The sequence below is a fragment of the Clostridium sp. KLE 1755 genome (assembly GCF_000466465.2).
GTDB lineage: Bacteria > Bacillota > Clostridia > Lachnospirales > Lachnospiraceae > Eisenbergiella > Eisenbergiella porci.
Genome location: NZ_KE992777.1, coordinates 93,849 through 116,032 on the forward strand (window position 1 = coordinate 93,849; position 22,184 = coordinate 116,032).

Consider the following 22,184-nt stretch of genomic DNA (forward strand, 5'->3'; position numbering starts at 1 on the left):
TGAGGGGCAATGGATAACAGGGACGGGTTGGAAAATCAGCTCTATAAGGCCGACTGGCTGAAGGAAGTACTGCAGACCGGCCGGATTGGCATGTGGATCGTGGAAGTGGATAATGAGACGGGAGAGTTCCGGATGTATCCGGATGAGCAGATGCACGTCCTGCTGGGAACGGAGCATATGGAGCTTACTCCAAAGGAGCAGTTTGCCTTTTTCCAGGAGCGGATTGAGCCTGGCTACGAGAAAGCGGTCCAGGATTACACGGACAGAATGCTGAAAACGGGAGAACTGGCGGAGGTGGAGTACTACTGGAACCATCCGCAGATGGGAAAAATTTTTGTCAGATGCAGCGGCAAGGTCTATGAAAGGGAAGGGCAGATTTACCGTATCAGAGGGTATCATCAGGATATCACGGAACTGGTGCGGCTGAGAAGGACAAACCTTGTGCAGGGACAGCAGCTGAAGGAAACAGAAAGGCAAAAGCAGCGGTATAACAATCTTTTTCAGTCGGTGCTCTGCGGCATTATCCAGTATTCCATGATGGATAACGGGCTGGCGCGGTTTAAAAATGCCAACAAAGAAGCCATACGGATTCTGGGATATGAGGAACAGGAATTCTGGGAGAAGCAGGAATGGGATCTTACGTCCACCGTTTGTGAGGAAGACAGGGAGCGGATCATTAAGGGAATTGACGAACTGAAGGAAGCCGGGGATAAGTTCTTTTATGAATACCGCGTAAAGTGCAGGGACGGAAGAAAATGCTGGGTTATCGGAAGCGCTGAGCTTATCCGGGATCTGGACGATGAGCTGGTGGTGCAGAGCGTATTTCTGGATATTAACAGACGTAAGGAAATCGAGCAGAAGAACCGGCTGCTGGAGAAGCAGCTGGAGGCCGGGAATGAGTTCCTCCGCCTTTCCCTGGAGCATACATCCATATATGAGTTTTATTATGATCCTGTCAGCGGTATAGGGACGCTGCCTGAGCGCACCAGAGAATTCTATGGCCGGGAAACGCCGGTTTGCATCAATATGGCGGAAACCTTTGCCAGGGAATATGCGGCGCCGGAATATCATGATGCGTTTCTTCAGATGTTCCGGGCCATTGACAGGGGGGAACGGACCGCCACAGGCGAATTTATGGATCAGGACCGGAAGAACTGGCGGCGCATTACGCTTTCCGTCCTCCGGTATGACAGTACGGGGAAACCTGGCTACGTGGTGGGCATCACAGAGGATATTACCAAGGAAAAGGAGATGGAAATCGCCCTGAGAAAAGCCAGGACGCAGGATCCCCTGACCGGGCTTTATACCAGGGAAGCAGGCATTGCGCTTGTAAAGGAACGGCTGGAGCATAAGAGGGCGGATCAGGTCTGTGGCCTGATGCTTCTGGATATGGATAATTTTCAGAAAATCAACGACGTTTCCGGCAGCGTTTTTGCGGATGTGCTGCTTCAGGAAACGGCGGATGTATTGCGGCGGGAAACGAAGGATGAGGATATCTTCATCCGGCTGGGCGGCGATGAGTTCATGGTTTTTGTGGAAAACTGTACCAAGGCGGAAGCAGTGGTGCAGGGAAAGGCAATTGCCGAAAGGATACGCGGCCTTTTTCCCGATATGGAAGGGGAATCGGGCATTTCCGCCAGCATCGGCATGTGCGTCACCTCTGTTGTAGAGGATTACAGCGGGCTTTACCGCTGTGCGGAGAGCACGCTTCAATATTTGAAGAAAAACGGCAAGGGCCGGGCGGCCTGTTATCTGGATACTTCTAATGAGCTGGGCAGCTGGCTGACCAGCCTGTACCCGGACGAACTGCTGATCAACAGTGTCGGCAGCAGCAATCTGAGCGCTGATGAAGAACTGACCACCTTTGCGCTGGAGCTTCTCGGAAAAGCCAGGAACATCTCCGACGCCATGAACCTGCTGCTTGTCCGGATTGGAAAACGGATGAAGCTGGACAGGGTATGCATCAGTGAGGTCAACCATGAATACCGGAATGTCTCCTGCATTTACCAGTGGGCGGACAAGGCTGTGGGGTATCATGAGACGGAGCCGTTTTACTTAAGCCGGGAGGATCTGGAGCATATCCTCAGTGTTTACTCGGCAGACGGAACCAGTACGGAAAAGCTTATTTTCCATCAGCATATGATGCCCAGCGTGCTGCACGCCGCGTTCTGGAATGAGGGGACGTATGCAGGCGCTTTCTGCTGGGAAAAGAAGGAAGAGGGCTATGAATGGACGGATGAGGAGAAGCGGCTTATCAAGGAACTGGCCCGGATTATCAGCTCCTTTACCATGAAAGCGAGGGCGGATGCCGTCAGCCAGGCTAAGACGGATTTCCTTTCCCGTATGTCCCATGAGATCCGTACGCCCATGAATGCCATTATGGGGATGACTGCGATTGCGAAGACGGTTCTGGAGGATAAGGAAAAGATGGCGGAATGCCTTCATAAAATAGAAACGGCCAATACCTATCTGCTGCAGCTTATCAACGATATTCTTGATATGTCCCGCATTGAAAGCGGCAAGGTGGAGCTGAATATCCAGAGGAACGATTTGCATGAAATCATAAACAGCCTGAAAATTCTTATTGAGCCTCAGGCGGAAGCAAAAGGCATTATTTTCAGTACGGAAGTAAGCTGTGAGGAAAAACGGCCGATTATGGCAGACGATCTGCGCCTGAACCAGATATTGATTAATATTCTGGGAAATGCGGTGAAGTTTACGCCTCCGGGAGGCCATGTGACGCTGCGGGTTGAGCAGACAGATGCTGATGAAGAGCTGCTGCGGCTCCGTTTCAGTGTGACGGACGATGGGATCGGCATCCAGAAGGAGCGGCAGAAATCCATTTTTAATGCTTTTGAACAGGCAGAGGCCAGCACGGCCTCACAATACGGAGGGACGGGCCTGGGCCTTTCCATATCCAGCCGTCTGGTACAGATGATGGGCGGCAAGCTGGAGGTGGAAAGCGAGCCGGGTAAAGGCTCCTGCTTCTATTTTACGCTTTCCATGCCCTTTGCCGGAGAACGCGGAGGGGATGCAGGGATGGAAAAGTCCGGCGCCGCTGCGGATTTTTCCGGAAAACGCATTCTGGTTGTGGAGGACAATGATATTAACCGGGAGATTGCAGTAACCCTTCTGGAAGGATGGGGATTTATGACCGAGGAAGCTGTGAATGGAAAAGAGGCGGTGGAAAAATTCCTGGACGCTCCTCCACATTATTATGACGGTATTCTGATGGACATCAAAATGCCGGTCATGGACGGCCTGCAGGCAACAAGGTTTATCCGCATGTCGGAAAAGGAAGACAGCGTGAGCATCCCTATTATCGCCATGAGCGCCAATGCCTTCAGCGAGGATATGAAAAAGTCCATGGAAAGCGGCATGAACGGCCATCTTGTGAAGCCCATCGAGGTGGAGAAAACGAGGAAGCTGCTGGAAAAATGCATAAAATAAGCAGCTTGCAGAAAAAATATTGTAACTATTCGTAACTGTTCAGCAGGTCAGCGCATTTAGCTGCGCAGGCCAGCGCTTTGCGCTGACCGTAAGAAAGTGATTCAGGAGTGCTAAAATCCATCGCCAAAGGCGATTTAGGATGGATTTTAGCAGTAACTGTGAGGGGTACTGAACAGTTACAACTATTCAAATACGGAGGATTTATGAGTAACGGACAACATAAAAACGGGAATTTTACATCAACGTTAGGCTTTGTGATTGCCTGTGTGGGATCGGCAGTAGGGCTGGGAAATATCTGGATGTTTCCCTACCGCCTGGGACAGTACGGAGGGGCAGCCTTCCTGATTCCCTATCTGCTGTTTATCCTGTTGTTCGGCTGGGTCGGGCTGTCGGCAGAGTTTGCAGTGGGCAGAAAAGCGCGGACCGGGACCATAGGGGCCTATGGCTATTGTTTTGCGGCCAGGGACAGGGAAAAGACAGGGAAGGTGCTGGGCTGGTTCCCGCTGCTTGGCTCTCTTGGAATTGCCATCGGCTATTCCATTGTACTGGGCTGGGTGCTGCGTTCCCTTGCGGGGGCGGTAACGGGAAGCCTGTTTGAAACGGATGCTGCGGAGTATTTTGCACAGGCCACGGGGGCCTTCGGAAGCGTTCCTTGGCATTTCATCATTGTGGCGGTGGTTTCCGTGATTCTTCTGACGGGAGTGACCAAAGGGATTGAAAAAGTGAGCAAGGTTATGATGCCCCTGTTTTTTGTATTATTTGTGATACTGGCGGTGAGGGTGGCCTTCCTGCCGGGGGCGGCCAAAGGCTATGAGTTCCTGTTTGTGCCCAGATGGGAGGCGCTTCTGAAGGTGGATACCTGGGTTATGGCCATGGGACAGGCCTTTTTCTCACTTTCAATTACAGGCTCCGGCATGATTGTATACGGGGCTTATCTGGATGATAAAGTGGATATCCCGGGGGCTTCGGTTCGGACGGCATTGTTTGATACGATGGCGGCGCTGCTTTCGGGGCTGGCTATAATGCCGGCGGTGTTTGCCTTCGGCATCGATGCGGGCAGCGGCCCGTCCCTGATTTTCATCACGCTTCCGGGCGTTTTCCGGCAGATGCCCATGGGAAGGCTGTTTGCGGCCTTTTTCTTCCTTTCCGTCAGCTTTGCGGGAATCACCTCCCTTATCAATATGTTTGAGGCGGTTATAGAAAGCTGGCAGACACAGTTCCGGATTTCCAGGTTCCTGTCCACGCTGCTGTGTGGCGGCATTACCTTTCTGGTGGGAGTATTTCTGGAGGAGGAAAGCAGGACAGGAAAATGGCTGGATACGGTATCCATCGCCATCGTGCCTCTGGGCGCCGTCCTGGGGGCCGTGTCGGTTTATTATGTGCTGGGTTATCCGAAAATCCGGGAGGAACTGGAAAAGGGACATAAGGGAAAATTATCAGACGCTTTTGGTTTTACGGCAAAGTATATTTATGTGCCGCTGACAGTACTGGTATTGATTCTTGGATTTGTATATAAGGGAATTGGATGATTTTTGTTAAAAAATAAGGTAAAGTGAGAATTTAACTTTATTATTTTAAAGAAAAAGAAGGTGCGGGGATGGAAATTACGGTATTAACGGAAAATACGGTAAGCCGCCGGGGCCTGCTCGCGGAGCATGGCCTTTCGGTACTGGTGGAAGAGGGAGGGAAACGCATCCTGTTTGACACGGGGCAGAGCGGCGTTTATATACATAATGCAGAACAGCTGGGTATCAGCCTGGAGGGGCTTGATGCCATCGTATTAAGCCACGGGCATTATGATCATACGGGAGGCCTGCCGGAATTTCCAGGCGAGGTCAGCTGTCCGGTCTATCTGAGCGGAAAGGCTCTGGAGGATAAATGGTGTCTGGCAGGGGATGGCAAAGGAAACCGCTGCATCGGCGTGCCCTGGCGGGAGGATGCGCAGGAGCTGGAACGGCTGCCTCTGGTATTTACCTGGGAACAGGAGGAGATTTTTCCCGGTATTTATCTGCTGGGACAGATTTCCACCAAAGTGCCTTCGGAAATGGGGGAAAAGCCCTTCCGTATCCTGCAGAACGGCAGATATCTGCCGGATACCATGGAAGATGAGCAGCTTCTTGTGATCCGCACGCCTCAGGGGCTGGCCGTTTTTGCCGGCTGCGCCCATCCGGGCATTCTGAGCTGCGTGGAAAAGGTAAAAAGGACCTTTCCCGGAGAAAAGCTTTATTCTTTGCTTGCCGGGATGCATCTGCGCGGCTGTCCGCAGGAACGGGTGGAGGAAACCATTACGGGGTTAAAGGAAGCGGGCTTTACGTATCTGATACCGCTGCACTGTACCGGGACACTGGCCATTGCCCGGATGAAAATGGCATTCGGGAAGAGCTGCCTCATGGCGGAGGCGGGAAAGCATTTTTCTTTGTAAGCGCAGTCAATAAGTATAAATTCCCTATTGACATATTCCTGAAATTGCTATAAGTTAGTTAGTAACAGAAAAGAAAAAACCTGTGAGAAAGAGTAGTAAGCATCAAGAGGAAATATCCCAGAGAGCCGCAGCTGGTGGAAATGCGGTATAGGAACTCATGCTGAATGGACTTTTGAGGCCGGCCTGAACATGGTAATTTTGCCCAGTAGGCGCCGGCGGGAATCCGGACCCGTTATCAGACCGGCGTGCATAGTTGTGCATGCATATGGCAGGATTGCAGTCCTGGCCGTATGGAAAGAGTGGACGAAGCGTCAATTTGAGTGGTACCGCGATAATAGGATTATTACCGCCTCAAGAATTTCCCTTGTCGGGAGATCCTGAGGCGGTTTTTTGTTTTTACAGGAAATCAGATCCTGTGGAATCAAGCCTTGGTTCGCTGGTTCGCGTACAGAACGATACCGCCCCTTTCATTATCAAAAACCCGCCTTAAGAAGAAGGCGCTTTCCCCTGTCAGGTTGTCTGTCTATTTAAGAAAAGGAGATAAAACTATGGCAAACAAAGAAATTCCCTACAAAATCTATCTGGAAGAATCGGAGATGCCCAGGCAGTGGTACAATGTGAGAGCCGACATGAAGAATAAGCCGGCGCCGCTTTTAAATCCCGCAACCCTGCAGCCCATGACCTTTGAGGAGCTGCGTCCTGTATTCTGTGATGAGCTGGTAAAGCAGGAGCTGAATGATACGGATGCCTACATCGACATTCCGGAGGAAATCAGAAAATTTTATAAAATGTACCGTCCGTCACCCCTGGTAAGAGCGTACTGCCTGGAAGAGAAGCTGCAGACGCCTGCCAAGATTTATTATAAATTTGAAGGAAATAACACCAGCGGCAGCCACAAGCTCAATTCCGCCATCGCCCAGGCCTACTATGCAAAGCAGCAGGGACTGAAGGGCGTTACCACGGAAACCGGAGCCGGACAGTGGGGCACCGCGCTTTCCATGGCCTGTTCCTATTTCGGGCTGGACTGCCAGGTATATATGGTAAAGGTATCCTATGAGCAGAAGCCCTTCCGCCGTGAAGTAATGCGGACCTATGGGGCAAAGGTTACCCCTTCCCCTTCCGAATTTACCGAAGTGGGAAGAAAGATTCTTATGGAGCATCCCGGAACCTCAGGAAGCCTTGGCTGTGCCATTTCCGAAGCGGTGGAAGCGGCGACCAAGCAGGAAGGCTACCGTTACGTACTGGGAAGCGTGCTCTCCCAGGTACTGCTTCATCAGACGATTATCGGTCTGGAAACCAAGACCGCGCTTGATAAATACGATATCGTGCCGGATATCATCATCGGATGTGCCGGCGGCGGCTCCAACCTGGGCGGCCTGATTTCCCCGTTTGTGGGAGAGGTGCTCAGAGGGGAAAAGGATTATAAATTCATTGCAGTAGAGCCTGCTTCCTGCCCCAGCCTTACCAGAGGAAAATATGTATATGACTTCTGCGATACCGGTAAGGTCTGCCCCCTGGCTAAGATGTATACGCTGGGCAGCGGCTTCATCCCTTCCGCCAACCATGCAGGCGGCCTGCGTTACCACGGCATGAGCTCTATCCTGTCCCAGCTGTACGATGATGGCTACATCGAAGCCCGCAGCGTGGAGCAGACAGCGGTATTCGAAGCGGCTGAGCAGTTCGCAAGAGTGGAAGGCATCCTTCCCGCTCCGGAAAGCAGCCATGCGATCCGCGTAGCTATTGACGAGGCGATGAAGTGCAAGGAAACCGGAGAAGAAAAGACCATCGTATTCGGCCTTACCGGAACCGGCTACTTTGACATGGTGGCCTATGAGAAATTCCATAATGGAGAAATGAAAGATTATATTCCCACCGATGCCGACCTGCAGGCTGGTTTCGACGGAATCCCCAGATTCCCGGGAAATAATATCTGATATAAAAACGGCGTCCCTCATATATTGGCAGCATGTCAATATTGAGGCGGCACCGTTTTTTTGTGGCTTATATTCCGGACGGATGGCTTGCAAGGATTTTAGCATAGTGATAAACTGAATACCAAAGACTACCGGAAATGCCGGGAGAATATTACCGCAGTTTGCGGCGGTCCGGCCTTTGGCGCAGCTGTGAAGGGACGGAACCGTTACTTTCTGCCATAAAAAAGGAGGGCAAGTTAATTGAACAGGAAAAAAGCAGGGATGATAGCGGCGGCAGCAGCTCTGCCAGCGGCGGTAATGGCCGGCGGCGTGGCCTTTTTCTTCAATTATTCCGTTGTAAGAATGAAAAAAAAGAAGAAGAAAAAGAAAAAAGTGCCTGAACTTAAGGCTGGACAGGGCCTGACCTTTGACTGCTTCCGTGATAAGATAGACGAAGGCATAGCCTGGTTTAAGGCTCAGCAGCCGGAAAAAATCACACTCACAAGCTATGACGGGCTGAGGCTGTCAGCCTATCTGCTTCCGGCACAAACGGATAGCAATAAAGTTCTTTTGCTTATGCACGGCTACCGGGCGGACGGGTATTCCGATTTTGCGGGGCTGTTTAAATTTTACCATGACCAGGGGTATCATCTTCTGGTGCCCCACCAGAGAAGCCATGCGGACAGCGAAGGAAAATATATCTGTTTTGGCGTTAAGGAACGGTTTGACTGTAAAATGTGGGCGGAATACGCTGTGCGCCGTTTTGGAAAGGACTGCAATCTGTATATGTCAGGAATTTCCATGGGCAGTTCAACGGTGCTTATGGCCGTGGGGCTGGGCCTGCCGGAGAATGTGAGGGGTATAATTGCGGACTGCGGCTTTACCAGCCCTTACGATATTTTCAGGCATGTGATGCAGCTTCAGTTTAAGCTGCCGCTGTTTCCGCTGATGAACCTGACCGAGGCGGTGAACCGGAAGAAAGCGGGCTTTGGCTATAAGGATGTTTCCACGTTGGATATTTTGAAAAACTGCAGCATTCCGATTCTGTTTATCCATGGAGGAAAGGATGAGTTCGTGCCCACGCAGATGACGTTGGATAATTATTCTGCCTGTGCAGGGCCGAAGGAGCTGCTTATTGTGCCGGAAGCGGCCCATGGAACCTCTAATTTTGTGGAGCCGGTGCGTTATCGTGAAACGGTTCTCAGATTTATGAAGAAATACGAAAAATAAGAGTGTGGTTATATGAGTGCACGACCGATCATTTTCCATATAGATGTTAACAGCGCCTTTTTAAGCTGGAGCGCGGCATACCGTTGCCATGTGCTGGGAGAGGAGCCTGACCTGAGGACGGTGCCGTCCATTGTGGGCGGCGACCAGGAGGCTCGCCATGGTATTGTGCTTGCCAAGAGCACGCCGGCCAAGAAATATGGGATTCAGACAGGGGAGCCGATAGTGGCAGCCCGGAAGAAATGCCCGAATCTGATCATTATCCCTCCGGATTTCCATCTGTATGTGGAAAATTCGAAGGCTCTGATATCGCTGCTGAAAAGCTATTCCGACCATGTGGTCCAGTACAGCATTGATGAAGCCTGGGCGGATTTTACCGGCTATGAGATGCTTTATGGGGATCCGGTGGAATTTGCCTGGAAGCTGAAGGATCAGATCCGGGAGGAACTGGGCTTCACCGTAAACATCGGTGTGTCCAGCAACCGCCTTTTGGCCAAAATGGCCGGGGATTTCAAAAAACCGGATTTGGTACATACCCTGTTCCCGGAGGAAATTGAAGAAAAAATGTGGCCGCTCCCGGTGGAAAGGCTGTTTCTGGTGGGAAAAGCAGCTGCGGACCGGCTGCACAGCCTGGGAATTTATACGATAGGAGATCTGGCCCGTTCGGATGTGGACGCTCTGAAGGCCCACATGAAAAAGCATGGCGAGGTTATCTGGAATTATGCATGGGGACGTGAGGAAGAGGACACACTGGAAGCAAAGGAAGGCAATAAGGCCTACGGAAACAGCATGACCACGCCTGTAAATGTTACGGACGTGAAGTACGCCAGGCAGATCCTTTTATCCCTGTGTGAAACTGTGGGCATGCGCCTTCGGGCGGATCATGTGAAAATAAGCTGTGTGAGCATCACGCTTCGTACGTCAAATTTTGAAAACAGAAACAGGCAGATGCAGCTGAGCAGCGCAACGGATGTGACAGAGGAAATCTATGAGGCGGCCTGCCGTCTTTATGACGAGCTGTGGGATGGAAGGCCGCTGCGGCTGATTGGTGTATCCACCTCCCGGGTTTCCCATGAGGAATACCGTCAGTATAATCTGTTCGATATGGAAAAATACGACAAACTGGAAAAATGTGACCGCGCCATTGACAGCATCCGCGCCAAATTCGGGGAGGATTCCGTCATGAGGGCAAGTTTTCTCAAAAGCAATGTTGCCCACACGGGACGCGGGCTGAATAAGGAGAAACGGGCTGAGGCAATTTCAGGCACGGACTGGGAGAAGGAAGAATGAGCTGTCAGGCAGAACGGGCGGGAGGAAGCGTCCGGGGAGAAAAAAAGTGATAAGATTTATGAAATCAAAATTCAGGAGAGGAATGCCTCAGGCAGCGGTATTACTGGCAGTTTTGCTGGCGGTGCTGACGGCGGGCTGTGGGAATAATGCGGCGGCGCCGGAAATGACGGATCGGGGGAATAAGAAGAATCAGTCTGACGCAGAGGTAACGTCTGCTCCTGAAAAAGCAGGGAACAGAAAGCCGGAGCTGAAGGATATCGGCGGAGAGGAAATTATTTCAACCAGGCAGGAGATTCCTGCGGAACCGGCGGCAAAGGAAAGAAATGAAGACAAGCTGCTGCCGGATAAGGAAGAAAAACCTGCGGAGGAAGCGCCCGGGGATGAGGAAAACGCCGGGAACAGGGAGACGGCAGCTGAAAATGTGCAGGATACGGACAGGGAAGAAGCCGGAAACGGTCCCTGCCCGGAGGAAGACAGGCAGGATTCAGTAAAATCCGCCACCCTGCAGGTGGAGGAACAGACCATCATTGTCCCCGGACTGGTAGGCGCCTACCGGTATCTGTTCCTTTCGGATACCCATATCATTACGCTGAACGGGGAAGAGACACAGCAGCAGCTGGAAAATGCGCTTCCCAGAAGAGATACGCTGTTTCTGGATGCACAGGGAAGGAAGCCTGAAGAAACCTTTCCGGCCTGGATGGCATATGCCAATGAACAGAAGGTGGACGGCGTGCTGCTCGGCGGGGACATCATTGATTTCCCGTCTCAGTCCAATCTGGACTTTTTGGAAGAAAACCTGGGGAAACTGGAAATGCCCGTGCTCTATGTGCCGGGCAATCATGACTGGACCTATCCCTGGGAATATATGACGGAAAAAGGCAAAAACGAATATCTGACGGCCCTGGCTCCCTTTATGCGGGGCACGCCTGCGGCACAGGTGCTGGAAAATGAGGAGCTTATATTTTTAGGAGTGGATGACAGCAGCAACCAGATTGATCCCGCGGCGCTGGAGACGGTCAGAAAAGCGTTGGAGAAGGGCAAGCCGGTGATTATCCTCCAGCATGTGCCTTTTGCCGCGGAGAAGCTGGTGCGGGAGGCTGCCCAGGTATGGAAGAATCCTGTTTCGCTGGGAATGGGGGCGGTGGGAGGCATTTACCCGAATGAAGCATCCCTGGAATATATGAAGCTTGTACTGGGAGACACAAGCCCGGTAAAGGCTGTCCTGGCCGGACATATCCATATGAGGGAGACGGATGTGGTGGCGGAAAACAGCGGAATTGTCCAATATACGGCGCCGCCAGGGTATCTGGGGCAGGCAATTCTGCTTACGGTTACCGGGGATGCGCCGGAAGCCATTCGGGACCCTGCCGCGCAGGAGGAAACTGCTGCGGATCACCTGCAATGATGCATCGCAAAAATGAGCAAAAGGTCCGGAAGGCCGGCACAGTAAGTGCGCCGCCTGACGGGCCTTTTAAAAAGCAATAAAAAAGCCGGAACGAATAACCGTTCCGGCTTTTAAGCAGTGCAGGAAAAGAGACTTGAACTCTCATGGTATTGCTACCACACGGACCTGAACCGTGCGCGTCTGCCAATTCCGCCATTCCTGCGCGACAAAATGTATTTTATATGATCTGAGATAAAATGTCAATACATAATTCTTATTTTTTTTACAGAAAAAATAAAATTTTATAGATTGTCATAAGCTCTTTAACCTGATATAACAAAAGCATACCCTGCCGATTATTTCACTGAAAAGGGGAGAGGGGTAATGCTGTCTGTCATGAAAGGACGGCAGCTGGAAAATTATCAGAGAAAGCAAAGGAGCTTAAAAATGAAAGTCATGCATTCTGAATGGAGCGGCCGGATCCGGCATTGGATAAGGACGCTGAAGGACGATTTTTACGAACCGCTGGGAGAGTTCCGGTGGGAAGGACACAGGACGATGGAGCACATCAGTCCTGAGCAGGCGCTGGGGCTTGCGTTTGAGCAGGTACAGCCGGGATTCACATGGGGGAATACTTATGAATACTGCTGGTTCAGAAGCCGGATAGAGCTTCCTGGCCGGGCGGAGGGGAAAAGGATTGTAATGAATCTGAAGCCGGGCGGGGAATCCACCCTGTTCGTCAATGGACGTTCCTTCGGCACCTACAGGGCTGACTGGGTATCCGAACCTCATCATTACATGGAAGACAATACACTGACACGGTCGGGAAAAGCCGGAGAGAGCTATGAGGTGCTCATGGAGACCTATGCGGGGCATTATTATCCCGAATGCCCTGACGGAGGCTGCGCAACCGGCCCCGTGCTTCCCGGTTCCTTTACGGATCCATTGACGGAAGGGGCAAGAAGGACGCTGGGAGTATGCACCTACGGCATCTGGGATGAGGATGCCTACCAGCTGTACATGGACGTGGATACACTGGGCAAGCTGCTGGAAACTCTGGATGAGACCTCCCTGCGTGCGGCAAAAATCGCAAAGGCGCTGGAGCAGTTCACCCTGATTGTGGATTTTGAACAGGACAAGGAAAAAAGAACGGAAAGCTACCGGGCTGCCAGAGAAGCGCTGAAACCGGCGATGGAAGCTGTTAACGGTTCGACCATGCCTGTTTTTTACGCGGTGGGAAACGCCCATCTGGATCTGGCATGGCTGTGGCCCATGGCGGAAACCCACAGGAAAACCGAGCGTACCTTTGCGGCACAGCTCCGTCTTCTGGAGGAATATCCGGAATATAAATTCATCCAGAGCCAGCCGGCCTCCTATGAAATGTGCAGAAAATATTATCCGGAGTTGTTTGAACGGATTAAGGAAGCGATCCGCGCAGGACAGTGGATTGCGGACGGCGCCATGTGGGTGGAGCCGGATACCAACATGACCAGCGGCGAGTCCCTGGTCAGACAGCTGATTCATGGAAAACGTTATTATAAGGAAGAACTGGGTGTGGACAGCCAGGTTCTCTGGCTGCCGGATACCTTTGGCTACACGGCGGCCCTTCCCCAGATCCTGCGTGGCTGCGGCGTAAAATACCTGGTTACCCAGAAGATTTTCTGGTCCTATAATGAAGGGGATCAGTTCCCTTATCACTATTTTACATGGGAAGGCATGGACGGCTCCCGCGTGGATTCCTTCCTGCCCACCAGCTACACCTACCGCACGGACCCGAAAGAAATCAACCAGGTATGGAAAAACAGGACGCAGATCCAGGATCTGGATGCATTCCTCCTGCCCTTCGGCTACGGGGACGGAGGCGGCGGCCCGTCCAGGGATTACGTGGAATATGCACTGCGCCAGAAGGACCTGGAGGGCGGCGTGAAGGTGAAAATGGAAGGCCCCAGGGAATTCTTCGAGGAAATGCAGGAGCAGGGAGGCCCCGCCAACACCTATGTGGGAGAGCTTTATTTCAGCGCCCACCGCGGAACCTATACCTCCCAGGCCATGGTAAAGAAGAACAACAGAAGATGCGAGCTTGCATTGCGTGAAATGGAAATGTGGAGCTGCCTGGCGGCATCCAGGGGCTGGGAATATCCCCTTGAGAAAGCGGATGCGCTGTGGAAACAGCTGCTCCTGCATCAGTTCCACGACATCCTTCCCGGCTCCTCCATCGCGAGGGTTTATGTGGAGGCGGAAGAGGCCTTTACAGAGATCCTTAAGGGAGCGGCGGATATTACCCAAAATGCAGTAAAGACAGTTCTTAACGGCAGCGAAGACTCGGTTACGGTATTCAACTCCCTGAGCTTTGGCAGGAAAGCGCTGGTAACGCTACCGGAGGCCTTTGCAACAGGTGCAGAAACGGCAGACGGCCGTAAGGTGCCTGTCCAGGTGATGGACGGAACGGTAAAGGCGCTGGTTGAACTTCCTTCCTGCGGCGCTGTTACCCTGATTCCAGCCACGCAGCCTGCGGCAGCGGAATACATAGCGGCTGTAACAGAAGAGAACCCTGCGGCATCCGTTATGGAAACAGAAGACGGCTTCCTGATGGAAAATACGCAAATCAGGGCCTGCGTAAACAGGTGCGGCGAGGTGATCTCCTTTATCCTTAAGGAATCCGGCAGGGAGTTTGCGGCAGAATCCATGAACCGTTTCCACCTGTATAAGGATGTCCCCCGCCTTTTTGACGCCTGGGATATTGATTCCAACTACCGTGAACAGGAAGTGGAAGCAGCTGTGGATGTGAAGGTGGAAATCCAGTCCCAGGGCCTGGAAGCCATCCTGAAGGTGACCGGCCGTATCAGCGAATCCTCTTATACACAGTATATCCGCCTGGCTGCGGATAGCAGAAGGCTGGTATTCGATACCGAGGTGGACTGGAAGGAGCTTCACCGTCTGTGGAAAACCGCATTCCCCGTGCAGGTATATGCGGAAAACGGCATCAATGAAATGCAGTTTGGTTACGTGGAAAGACCTGCCCACCGTTCAAAAGCCTATGACAAGGATCGCTTTGAAGTCTGCAACCACCGCTACAGCGCGCTGTGTGACGGCTCCCACGGGGCGGCAGTACTGAACGACTGCAAGTATGGTATCAGCATGAACGGAAACAGCCTGGAGCTGACGCTGCTGCGTGCGCCTTCCGCGCCGGAAATGCGCGCGGACAACAGAGTACATCAGTTTACCTATGCGTTTACCGCTTGGGAAGGTTCCTTTACGGACTGCGATGTGGTGCGCCAGGGTTATGAGCTGAATGTCCCCGCGCTGACCATGCCCGGAGCCTGCGAGAGCTTCAGCCTGGCATCCATCGATAAGGAAAATATTATTCTGGATACCATGAAGCCTGCGGAGGACGGAAGCGGCGATATTATCCTCAGACTTTATGAATCCAAGAAAGCGGCGGTTACGGCAAGAGTTCATGTAGAACTGGAAGGCTGCCGCGCTTACCTGTGCGATATGCTGGAAAATGTGCAGGAAGAGGCTGTGATGGAAAACGGAGATATGCTGCTGGATTTCAGGGCCTTTGAGGTGAAGACTGTAAGACTTAAAAGAGCAGGGAAATAAAGAACTGTAGAGCTTTAGAAAAAAGAACAAGAGACAAGGAGCCGGACTTGTGAGTTCTGCTCCTTGTCTGTGTTTTACATAGGCTTAGCGGTGATTTATAATTATATCTTTATATGGTATTTATGATTATTAATGAGTTGACTAGATTTTTTAGACTGTTAAATTTGGATTCTCACTATCGGAAAGTAAAAAAACATTTCATATCAACAATTATTGAAATGATTGGTAAATATGATAAGACTTATTTAATATAAAATTATAAAATAATGAAAAAGGAGTAATAATGAAAAATCAAAAGTTAATTCAAGAACTCGTGGACCTTGAGATTTATTCTGTTTGCTATGACGATAATGAAGTAATAAATGATGACGATATGACAATAACAGATTCAAATAATATTAAAAGGAAAGTGAATGATAATAATCTATCTGAAAATGAGATAATGCTATTGCTTAGCACTCAAAGGACGAGTCTTATGAAATCTATTAAAAGCATGTTGCAGTTTTTTGTAATCCTTACTGTAATAGGATTATGTTTTTGGGCATATATTGTGTTTAAGGGTGCTTTTTAATTATATTAAGATATTGATGACCTTTAAATAAAAGATATTTGTCCCAAAAAAATTATTTGGTTCAGTGATAGTAAATTGTGCTTAATTATTTTAGTTCAATAAACAGGAACGGAGATTAACTATAGCCAGGTGCTATGATTACCTGGCCGGATCTTTTAAGAGTTATTGTTTAGGTAATAAAGAGGCAGTGCTTGTGGTCTATGACTTATAAGGCTGTCTCTTTGTATTTTTTTGTGTCTGATTGGTGTCCTGGCGACCGGAAAGCAGTGGATAAAAACGATGTATGAGTCCTACAGCAAAATTACCGCGGGCTCTGCCCGGATAACTATAGCTCAAAAGTATAATGCAGAATTTCGTCCGCAAGCAACTCCATATAATCCTTCTTTTGCCGTGCTGTACCGACGCAGAGTATGTCCCTTGAAACTCTGTCGGTAATCATGTAAAGCATTCTGGCCCTGATATAAAAATCCTCCTGTCTATCCGGATACCGCTTTTTTAAGAAATTTTCCATCATGGAGATTATACATTCTTCTGTTTCAGAAAGGATGGACCGTACCCGTTCATTTTCTTTGGCAATCACTGCAGAATCCTCAAAAAACTTATTTGTGCCATTAAAACGTTCCAGCAGCTGTTTTAAATAGGTCAGTAGAAATTCCCTGCAGGAGGCAGGCGTTTCAAAAGCTGTCATTTGGCTGGTCAGTTCTGACATTGCTTTGCGGGAATTGCTGCAGTATTCCTCTAATAAGGCGCAATAAATATCACCTTTATCCTGATAATAGTTATAAAAATTACCGATAGAAATGCCTGCATAATGTACGATTTCTTTTGTATTTGTATTGTAATATCCTTTTTCAGCAAAAAGTGTATAAGCTGAATCCAGAAGTTTTTTCTTGCTTTCTACAGTACGCTGCTGTACTTTTCGCTTCGTGCCCATTCTTTTTTCTCCCCGATAATAATATAAAGCATGATCAGTATAACATCGCTCATGAAAAAAGTGAACTAAAATTCAGATTATGTTGACATGAGGGGTTGAAGGGCTTATTATTAAAGTGAACTTTAGTTCAGTATTTTTGGCGACAATTCAGGAGAGCGCAGAATGTATTTAATGAAAAAGGCAAAGAAAAGAAGAAGGGGAAAAAGAGCGGTGTGGATTATTATATTAGGGATTGCTATGATTTTTTGGGCTTTCCTCCCGCCCAGTCCGGGAAAACTGCCGTTATTTTATGATGACAGCGGTAATGTTATTCCGGACAGCATTACGGAAAAAACATATATTGATGTGGACGGAACACAAATCGGAATGCTCATAACCGGAAAGAACAGGTCAAATCCCATCTTGCTTTTTCTTGGCGGCGGACCTGGTATTCCGGAATATCTTTTGGAATATCTGTACCCTTCTAAGCTGGCCGATGAGTTTGTGGTGTGTTATCTGGAATATCGGGGAACATCAATTTCTTATCATCCCCAATTAGATGCTGGTACGTTGACAACGGAATGTTATTTATCTGATGTGGCGGCTGTAACGGAATATCTGAGAAAACGGTTCTCCCAGGAGAAAATTTATCTTTTAGGTCATTCCTTTGGTACCTTTATCGGCATTCAGGCAGCATATGAACACCCTGAATTTTATCACGCTTATATTGCTATGGCACAGATTGTAAATCAACCGGAATCAGAGATAATTGCATATGATTATATGCTTGATCACTACCGTCAGGTGGGAAATTTGAAAATGGTCAGAGACTTTGAAAAGTATCCAATTGCGTCCTCTGACAGTGTTTACAAAGAGTATTGCAAGTCGTCACTACGGGATAATGCCATGCACGCGCTTGGTGTGGGCACCACGCACACTATGGACTCAGTTATTACAGGAATTTTTTTACCCAGTCTGAGATGTAAAGCTTATACACCGATGGAACGAATTAACATCTGGCGGGGGAAAAAGCTTGTATCAGCTTCTCCGGTCGGTGCTGAGAGTATGAGGTTTAATGCATATGACAAAGTGCCGTCCCTTGAAATCCCCATATATTTCTTTGGCGGCAGCTATGATTACACCTGTTGTTACGATTTGCAGAAAGAATATTTTACCATGATTGAAGCACCGATGAAAGGTTTTTACACATTTGAAAATTCTGCCCACAGTCCTTTGTGGGAGGAATCCGAACACGCCATTCAGATTTTAATTCAGGATATATTGAAAGGAAAAAATGAGCTGTCGGATGAGAATTCTAACAGAAGATTGATGGCGAATTACACTTAAAAATATTATTTGCAAAAAAAATTAAAAAAATAGAAAAAAGTATCTTGACGTATCCTTCTTAAGATGGTAATATATCTCTTGCAGCACGGAACACGTTCTGATGCAGGCATGCGGAAGTGTCGGAACTGGCAGACGAGCAAGACTAAGGATCTTGTGGGCAATGCGCTCGTGTGGGTTCAAGTCCCATCTTCCGCACTATAGAGTTATAAGTGAGAAGCTTTGGTTTTACTGAAGCTTCTCATTTTTTGTTATCGTATACCCTTTTAAAGCATTTGCAAAACTTATAGTCTCAGATGTGACTGGGGCACAATCAATTGATATAAAAACTTTTGCAACTAATTATAATTCGTTAACAATAGATAACTTTATTTTTGCACTTAATCACATTTACTTGTATTTCTTCTTGGGGAACGGCAAGTGATAAACACGGAGATCCAGCATCAAAAAATTTCTATCCATTATCCGGCTTAACATATAATTCTCAAACGGTGATTTTATCCTTCGCAGCAAACAATACATCCATTACCTCAGGTTCTTATGGACATTTAGCTGGAGGGACATGTGATGTAACACCGTATTTTAATATTTATCTTGAACTATAAAAGTGCATCATTTTCCTTACTCAATTCAAATCCGCTGATTTTCCCATATAAAAAAGGACTACGGTGTTATCCATAATCCTTTTGTAAAAATCATTTATATTACCATTGTCTCCACAACTATCACAATGTTATGTACTTATCAAAAAAGGAGCCCCATAATACGGCTCTTTCTCATTTAACAGTGCCACAGTTGCCTCTTACAATCCTAATAATTGTTTTTTCAAATTCTGTTTCTGTAATAATTCCATCATCTACTAACTTCTTTAAACTTCTAATACCTGTTTAGCTGTTAGGACACCTTGGGAAACGTCATAACTTTTATGTAAAAAAGTCTTTCCGTATATCGCCACATAATTATCGGTATTGATTACAGGACCTCCATGCAAATTATCGTTTTCAAGAGACGATGTAAAAAAATTGTCAACCGTAAACTTACTATAGCTATTATACTGCGCAATATCAAAACTTATACCTGTTCCCAAATCAATAATATCTAATAATTTAAAAGGGATTACTGTATCTGCACCTCCTGGAGGAATATAACCAGGCTTGCCATCGGTTGTAATCCCGAACTTGTAGCCGTCTAAATTAGAATATTGTGAAATACTCTATTTAACTTAAGTAAAAAATATTTACTCATTAATTTATCTATATTCAAATATAGTTTGCTAAACTAATCCATGCACAAGTATCGGCAGAAAGAGCAGCGATTCTCGCCCATTTTGATGTTTCTATGTCACTTTCACGTATATTGTCCAGGGTAGTGTTCATATCAGATAATTCATTAAATACTTTCTGATTCTGCGAAATTATCTCTTCATTTTGTGAAATGATTATCGCTTCCTGAAGTACACTATCTCTTTGATTGTTGATAACTGTATCTAATTCAGACTGAATTTTATCCAAGTCCAAATGTAAAAAAACATTGTTTAAGGGCACACTTGATGTAGAAAAAAAATCATGAATAAAATATGCGCATCCAATATTTCGATACTTGGAAGGAATCAAATTCATTTCATATAAGTTAGCTAATATTCTTTTTGCATCACTTAATTCCTTTTCTATTTCCTCAATTTCTCTCTTGAGTTCAGGCAATTGTTTCTGATATGCATCTTCTCTTTCTCTCACCAAATCTTCAAATTGTTCAATAATTGGTTTAATTTGAGAGAAAACTTCTATTTGATCTCCATTACAAGTAACTATAGCATCATCTGACCAAAAAGTAGAATCACGATTGACTATTGCATAGTAGCTAGAAAACAATCTTTTCTCTAATACAGGGGGTGTGCAAAGCATATCGCGTTCTTTTTGAGTTAATTCAAACTTGCAAGGATTATCAAATTGATACTCAACTGTATTTTTCTGAATATCGGTAAAACAGGGAGTAATGCCTTCATCAAATGAGTAATAGTACTTATTTAGCTTATATGAATACGATAAATATATTCCCCATTTAGGAAGGAAAAAAGGATTATTAGGAATGCCATTAATACGGCGGTTAAAGGTAAAACATTTACAAAGGAACCAGTTATCATGAATAGTAATTAAGGGTTGTTTGTTTTCTAGCGCATGTTCTAGCTTATTGACGCTGAATTCCATGGATAATATATCATGTAAATATACAAGAGTTCCCTTTCTTGTATCCTGTTCAAGTTTTCGCTGGTTTACAACAGACTTTTCAACAAATGGTGGCTTTTCGTTGGTGTTACTGCCGTTTACACGAACCCCACAAAAACTACAGAACTTTGAATTATCCAGTATTTGTTTTCCACACTGTTGACAATACATACGACACCTCCATAACCTTCAGTATATTTCATTATTATATTACTACAGAAGAAAATAGGCCAGTGAATTATGTTCCTGACATCCGGTGTTATTGCAGAAAAGTATAATTGCAAGTTGTGGGTGCAATGAAGTATAATTAATGTGAAGCCAGCAAAAATAGTGAAAGGGGAAGTATATGTATTTTAATTAATACATTACATAAGTAAATTATGAGGTTACATGATAAGGTGGCAATAGTAACTGGTGCAAGCAGAGGTATTGGTAAAGAGATTGCTATTGCTTTAGCTAAAGAAGGTGCAAAAGTATATATTGTTTCAAGACATAAGGATGAATTAGTGGCTGTTATTAATGAAAACGAAGCCTTGCGTGGTCTTTTATTCGAATATGAAGCGGATTTAACAAATGAAGACAATGTCGATAAAATGATTTCGTATATAGTTGAAAAGGAAGGCCGCATTGATTATCTAATTAATAATGCAGGAGGATATTCTGCTGAGATGTATACTTATTGTCATGGAAAACAGCCTTTGGATATTTGGGATTGGGATATAAACCAATGGAATCATATATTAAATACCAATTTGAATACAACATTTTTGTGTATAAATAAAGTACTTCCAGAAATGATAAAGAAAGGGAGCGGCAAGGTAATAAATATATCTTCCAGAATGGGTAGGATTGCATCACCTATGGGAGCATATGCGGTTGCAAAAGCAGCTATTATTGCATTGACGAAAACAGCAGCAATACAAGCAGAAAAGTTTGGAATACAGGTAAATGCGATTTCACCGGGAATGCTTGATACACCTGGACAGAGAAGATATAACCATTCAATGGATAAAGATAATCTGAAAATGGGAAGTGCGAATGATATAGTGGGTGCTGTTTTTTTCTTGCTTTGCGATGCCCCGGATTATATGGTAGGTCAATCTATTGATTTGTTTAAAACTGTATAAGTTATCTTCAAATATATATGAAGCATGTCTGGGAAAAAAGGATTAAAAAATTTATACTGTTCGGCGCAAGAAAACAACACTTGTGGTGAAGGGGCGGCTGTGTGATTTTATCTAAACTGGGCGACCATTATCACGGTGTTGATATTGCGCCGTCCGCAGTTGAGAAAACACAAAAAGCCATTGAGGAATTTGTGGAAATGGATGTAAACGAACACTGTCCGTATTCAGCGAGTATTTTTGTAAGAAAACCCTGACCATAGCCGTGGGTATCTTGAAAAACACCTTATTCGCAGTTACACAGCCAGTTTATACGGGCTGGGCAAGGAGGAACAAAGTGCCGTTGATTATCAGAGTTCCTTTTGTAATATTTTCAGGATAAAAATACCGTAAAAAATTAAAATAATTTTTATGCAAAAAAATTATTTTAATGTATTGACATTTTATCTCAGATCATATAAAATACATTTTGTCGCGCAGGAATGGCGGAATTGGCAGACGCGCACGGTTCAGGTCCGTGTGGTAGCAATACCATGAGAGTTCAAGTCTCTTTTCCTGCACTGAATGATAGAACGGAAAGTTTGAAGAAGACTTTCCGTTTTTTCTTTGTTTAAAACTCCTGCCAGATGAGCTGTACATCGGTGCGTCAATGCTCCGGCACTATTTTTGGCTGCATTGCAGTAATACGGCATCAACTTCTCTGAAGCGGCGATACATTTGG

Annotated in this window: 14 protein-coding genes, 3 tRNA genes and 1 other annotated feature; of the genes, 14 read left to right on the top strand and 3 right to left on the bottom strand. The window is 47.0% G+C overall.

Annotated features, from left to right (window positions below; translation table 11 throughout):
- The first annotated feature begins 9 nt into the window (after nt 1-9).
- From HMPREF1548_RS26000 to HMPREF1548_RS26030, 7 genes are all read left to right on the top strand, one after another.
- On the top strand, nt 10-3,450 hold the full coding sequence (locus tag HMPREF1548_RS26000) for an ATP-binding protein (protein WP_021639777.1): 3,441 nt from the start codon (nt 10-12) through the stop codon (nt 3,448-3,450).
- A 203-nt stretch (nt 3,451-3,653) separates the two neighbouring features.
- Nucleotides 3,654-4,979, top strand: coding sequence for a sodium-dependent transporter (locus HMPREF1548_RS26005; RefSeq protein WP_035324025.1), 1,326 nt, complete (start codon nt 3,654-3,656; stop codon nt 4,977-4,979).
- A 68-nt stretch (nt 4,980-5,047) separates the two neighbouring features.
- The gene (locus HMPREF1548_RS26010) at nt 5,048-5,872 is read left to right on the top strand and encodes an MBL fold metallo-hydrolase (protein ID WP_021639779.1); all 825 of its coding nucleotides are present in this window, start codon (nt 5,048-5,050) and stop codon (nt 5,870-5,872) included.
- Nucleotides 5,873-5,945: 73 nt separating this feature from the next.
- Nucleotides 5,946-6,229: a binding site (T-box leader), on the top strand.
- Nucleotides 6,230-6,420: 191 nt separating this feature from the next.
- Nucleotides 6,421-7,806 carry a TrpB-like pyridoxal phosphate-dependent enzyme gene (locus tag HMPREF1548_RS26015; RefSeq protein WP_021639780.1) on the top strand — a complete coding sequence of 462 codons (1,386 nt, stop codon included), beginning with the start codon at nt 6,421-6,423 and terminating at the stop codon, nt 7,804-7,806.
- 240 nt (nt 7,807-8,046) lie between these two features.
- Nucleotides 8,047-9,015 carry an alpha/beta hydrolase gene (locus tag HMPREF1548_RS26020; RefSeq protein ID WP_051358483.1) on the top strand — a complete coding sequence of 323 codons (969 nt, stop codon included), beginning with the start codon at nt 8,047-8,049 and terminating at the stop codon, nt 9,013-9,015.
- Between the two features lie 12 nt (nt 9,016-9,027).
- Nucleotides 9,028-10,302 (top strand): DNA polymerase Y family protein, encoded by a 1,275-nt coding sequence (locus HMPREF1548_RS26025; protein ID WP_021639782.1) that lies wholly within the window; start codon nt 9,028-9,030, stop codon nt 10,300-10,302.
- A gap of 46 nt (nt 10,303-10,348) precedes the next feature.
- Entirely contained in the window at nt 10,349-11,707 is a 1,359-nt protein-coding gene (locus HMPREF1548_RS26030) for a metallophosphoesterase family protein (protein WP_157065735.1), read from the top strand.
- A 118-nt stretch (nt 11,708-11,825) separates the two neighbouring features.
- Here the strand turns inward: HMPREF1548_RS26030 and HMPREF1548_RS26035 are convergent.
- Nucleotides 11,826-11,909, bottom strand: a tRNA-Leu gene (locus HMPREF1548_RS26035).
- Between the two features lie 224 nt (nt 11,910-12,133).
- On the opposite strand from HMPREF1548_RS26035, the gene HMPREF1548_RS26040 reads away from it, so the two are divergent.
- Both HMPREF1548_RS26040 and HMPREF1548_RS26045 read left to right on the top strand, forming a co-directional pair.
- Complete coding sequence (locus tag HMPREF1548_RS26040; RefSeq protein ID WP_035324108.1) at nt 12,134-15,289, top strand: alpha-mannosidase; 3,156 nt, start codon at nt 12,134-12,136, stop codon at nt 15,287-15,289.
- Nucleotides 15,290-15,572: 283 nt separating this feature from the next.
- The gene (locus tag HMPREF1548_RS26045; protein WP_021639786.1) at nt 15,573-15,860 is read left to right on the top strand and encodes a hypothetical protein; all 288 of its coding nucleotides are present in this window, start codon (nt 15,573-15,575) and stop codon (nt 15,858-15,860) included.
- A gap of 325 nt (nt 15,861-16,185) precedes the next feature.
- On the opposite strand, the gene HMPREF1548_RS26050 is transcribed toward HMPREF1548_RS26045, so the two are convergent.
- Nucleotides 16,186-16,794: a TetR/AcrR family transcriptional regulator gene (locus tag HMPREF1548_RS26050; protein WP_021639787.1), complete on the bottom strand. Its 609-nt coding sequence runs from the start codon at nt 16,792-16,794 to the stop codon at nt 16,186-16,188.
- 345 nt (nt 16,795-17,139) lie between these two features.
- Here HMPREF1548_RS26050 and HMPREF1548_RS26055 point away from each other — a divergent pair, with 345 nt between their 5' ends.
- On the top strand, nt 17,140-18,120 hold the full coding sequence (locus HMPREF1548_RS26055) for an alpha/beta hydrolase (RefSeq protein WP_286138215.1): 981 nt from the start codon (nt 17,140-17,142) through the stop codon (nt 18,118-18,120).
- 110 nt (nt 18,121-18,230) lie between these two features.
- Nucleotides 18,231-18,315 (top strand) — tRNA-Leu (locus tag HMPREF1548_RS26060).
- A gap of 1,061 nt (nt 18,316-19,376) precedes the next feature.
- Here HMPREF1548_RS26060 and HMPREF1548_RS26065 read toward each other — a convergent pair.
- Nucleotides 19,377-20,510: a zinc ribbon domain-containing protein gene (locus tag HMPREF1548_RS26065; RefSeq protein WP_021639790.1), complete on the bottom strand. Its 1,134-nt coding sequence runs from the start codon at nt 20,508-20,510 to the stop codon at nt 19,377-19,379.
- Nucleotides 20,511-20,737: 227 nt separating this feature from the next.
- On the opposite strand from HMPREF1548_RS26065, the gene HMPREF1548_RS26070 reads away from it, so the two are divergent.
- The 3 genes from HMPREF1548_RS26070 (at nt 20,738) to HMPREF1548_RS26075 (ending at nt 22,023) form a co-directional block, all read left to right on the top strand.
- Nucleotides 20,738-21,466 (top strand): SDR family NAD(P)-dependent oxidoreductase, encoded by a 729-nt coding sequence (locus HMPREF1548_RS26070; RefSeq protein WP_286138216.1) that lies wholly within the window; start codon nt 20,738-20,740, stop codon nt 21,464-21,466.
- Between the two features lie 101 nt (nt 21,467-21,567).
- Nucleotides 21,568-21,720 (top strand): class I SAM-dependent methyltransferase, encoded by a 153-nt coding sequence (locus tag HMPREF1548_RS29715; RefSeq protein WP_021639792.1) that lies wholly within the window; start codon nt 21,568-21,570, stop codon nt 21,718-21,720.
- A 219-nt stretch (nt 21,721-21,939) separates the two neighbouring features.
- A tRNA-Leu gene (locus HMPREF1548_RS26075) sits at nt 21,940-22,023 on the top strand.
- Nucleotides 22,024-22,184: the final 161 nt, after the last annotated feature.

Coding starts and splice junctions, on each gene's coding strand:
- HMPREF1548_RS26000 (WP_021639777.1), top strand. CDS start 10: ATGGATAACAGGGACGGGTTGGAAAATCAGCTCTATAAGGCCGACTGG.
- HMPREF1548_RS26005 (WP_035324025.1), top strand. CDS start 3,654: ATGAGTAACGGACAACATAAAAACGGGAATTTTACATCAACGTTAGGC.
- HMPREF1548_RS26010 (WP_021639779.1), top strand. CDS start 5,048: ATGGAAATTACGGTATTAACGGAAAATACGGTAAGCCGCCGGGGCCTG.
- HMPREF1548_RS26015 (WP_021639780.1), top strand. CDS start 6,421: ATGGCAAACAAAGAAATTCCCTACAAAATCTATCTGGAAGAATCGGAG.
- HMPREF1548_RS26025 (WP_021639782.1), top strand. CDS start 9,028: ATGAGTGCACGACCGATCATTTTCCATATAGATGTTAACAGCGCCTTT.
- HMPREF1548_RS26040 (WP_035324108.1), top strand. CDS start 12,134: ATGAAAGTCATGCATTCTGAATGGAGCGGCCGGATCCGGCATTGGATA.
- HMPREF1548_RS26045 (WP_021639786.1), top strand. CDS start 15,573: ATGAAAAATCAAAAGTTAATTCAAGAACTCGTGGACCTTGAGATTTAT.
- HMPREF1548_RS26050 (WP_021639787.1), bottom strand. CDS start 16,794: ATGGGCACGAAGCGAAAAGTACAGCAGCGTACTGTAGAAAGCAAGAAA.
- HMPREF1548_RS26065 (WP_021639790.1), bottom strand. CDS start 20,510: ATGTATTGTCAACAGTGTGGAAAACAAATACTGGATAATTCAAAGTTC.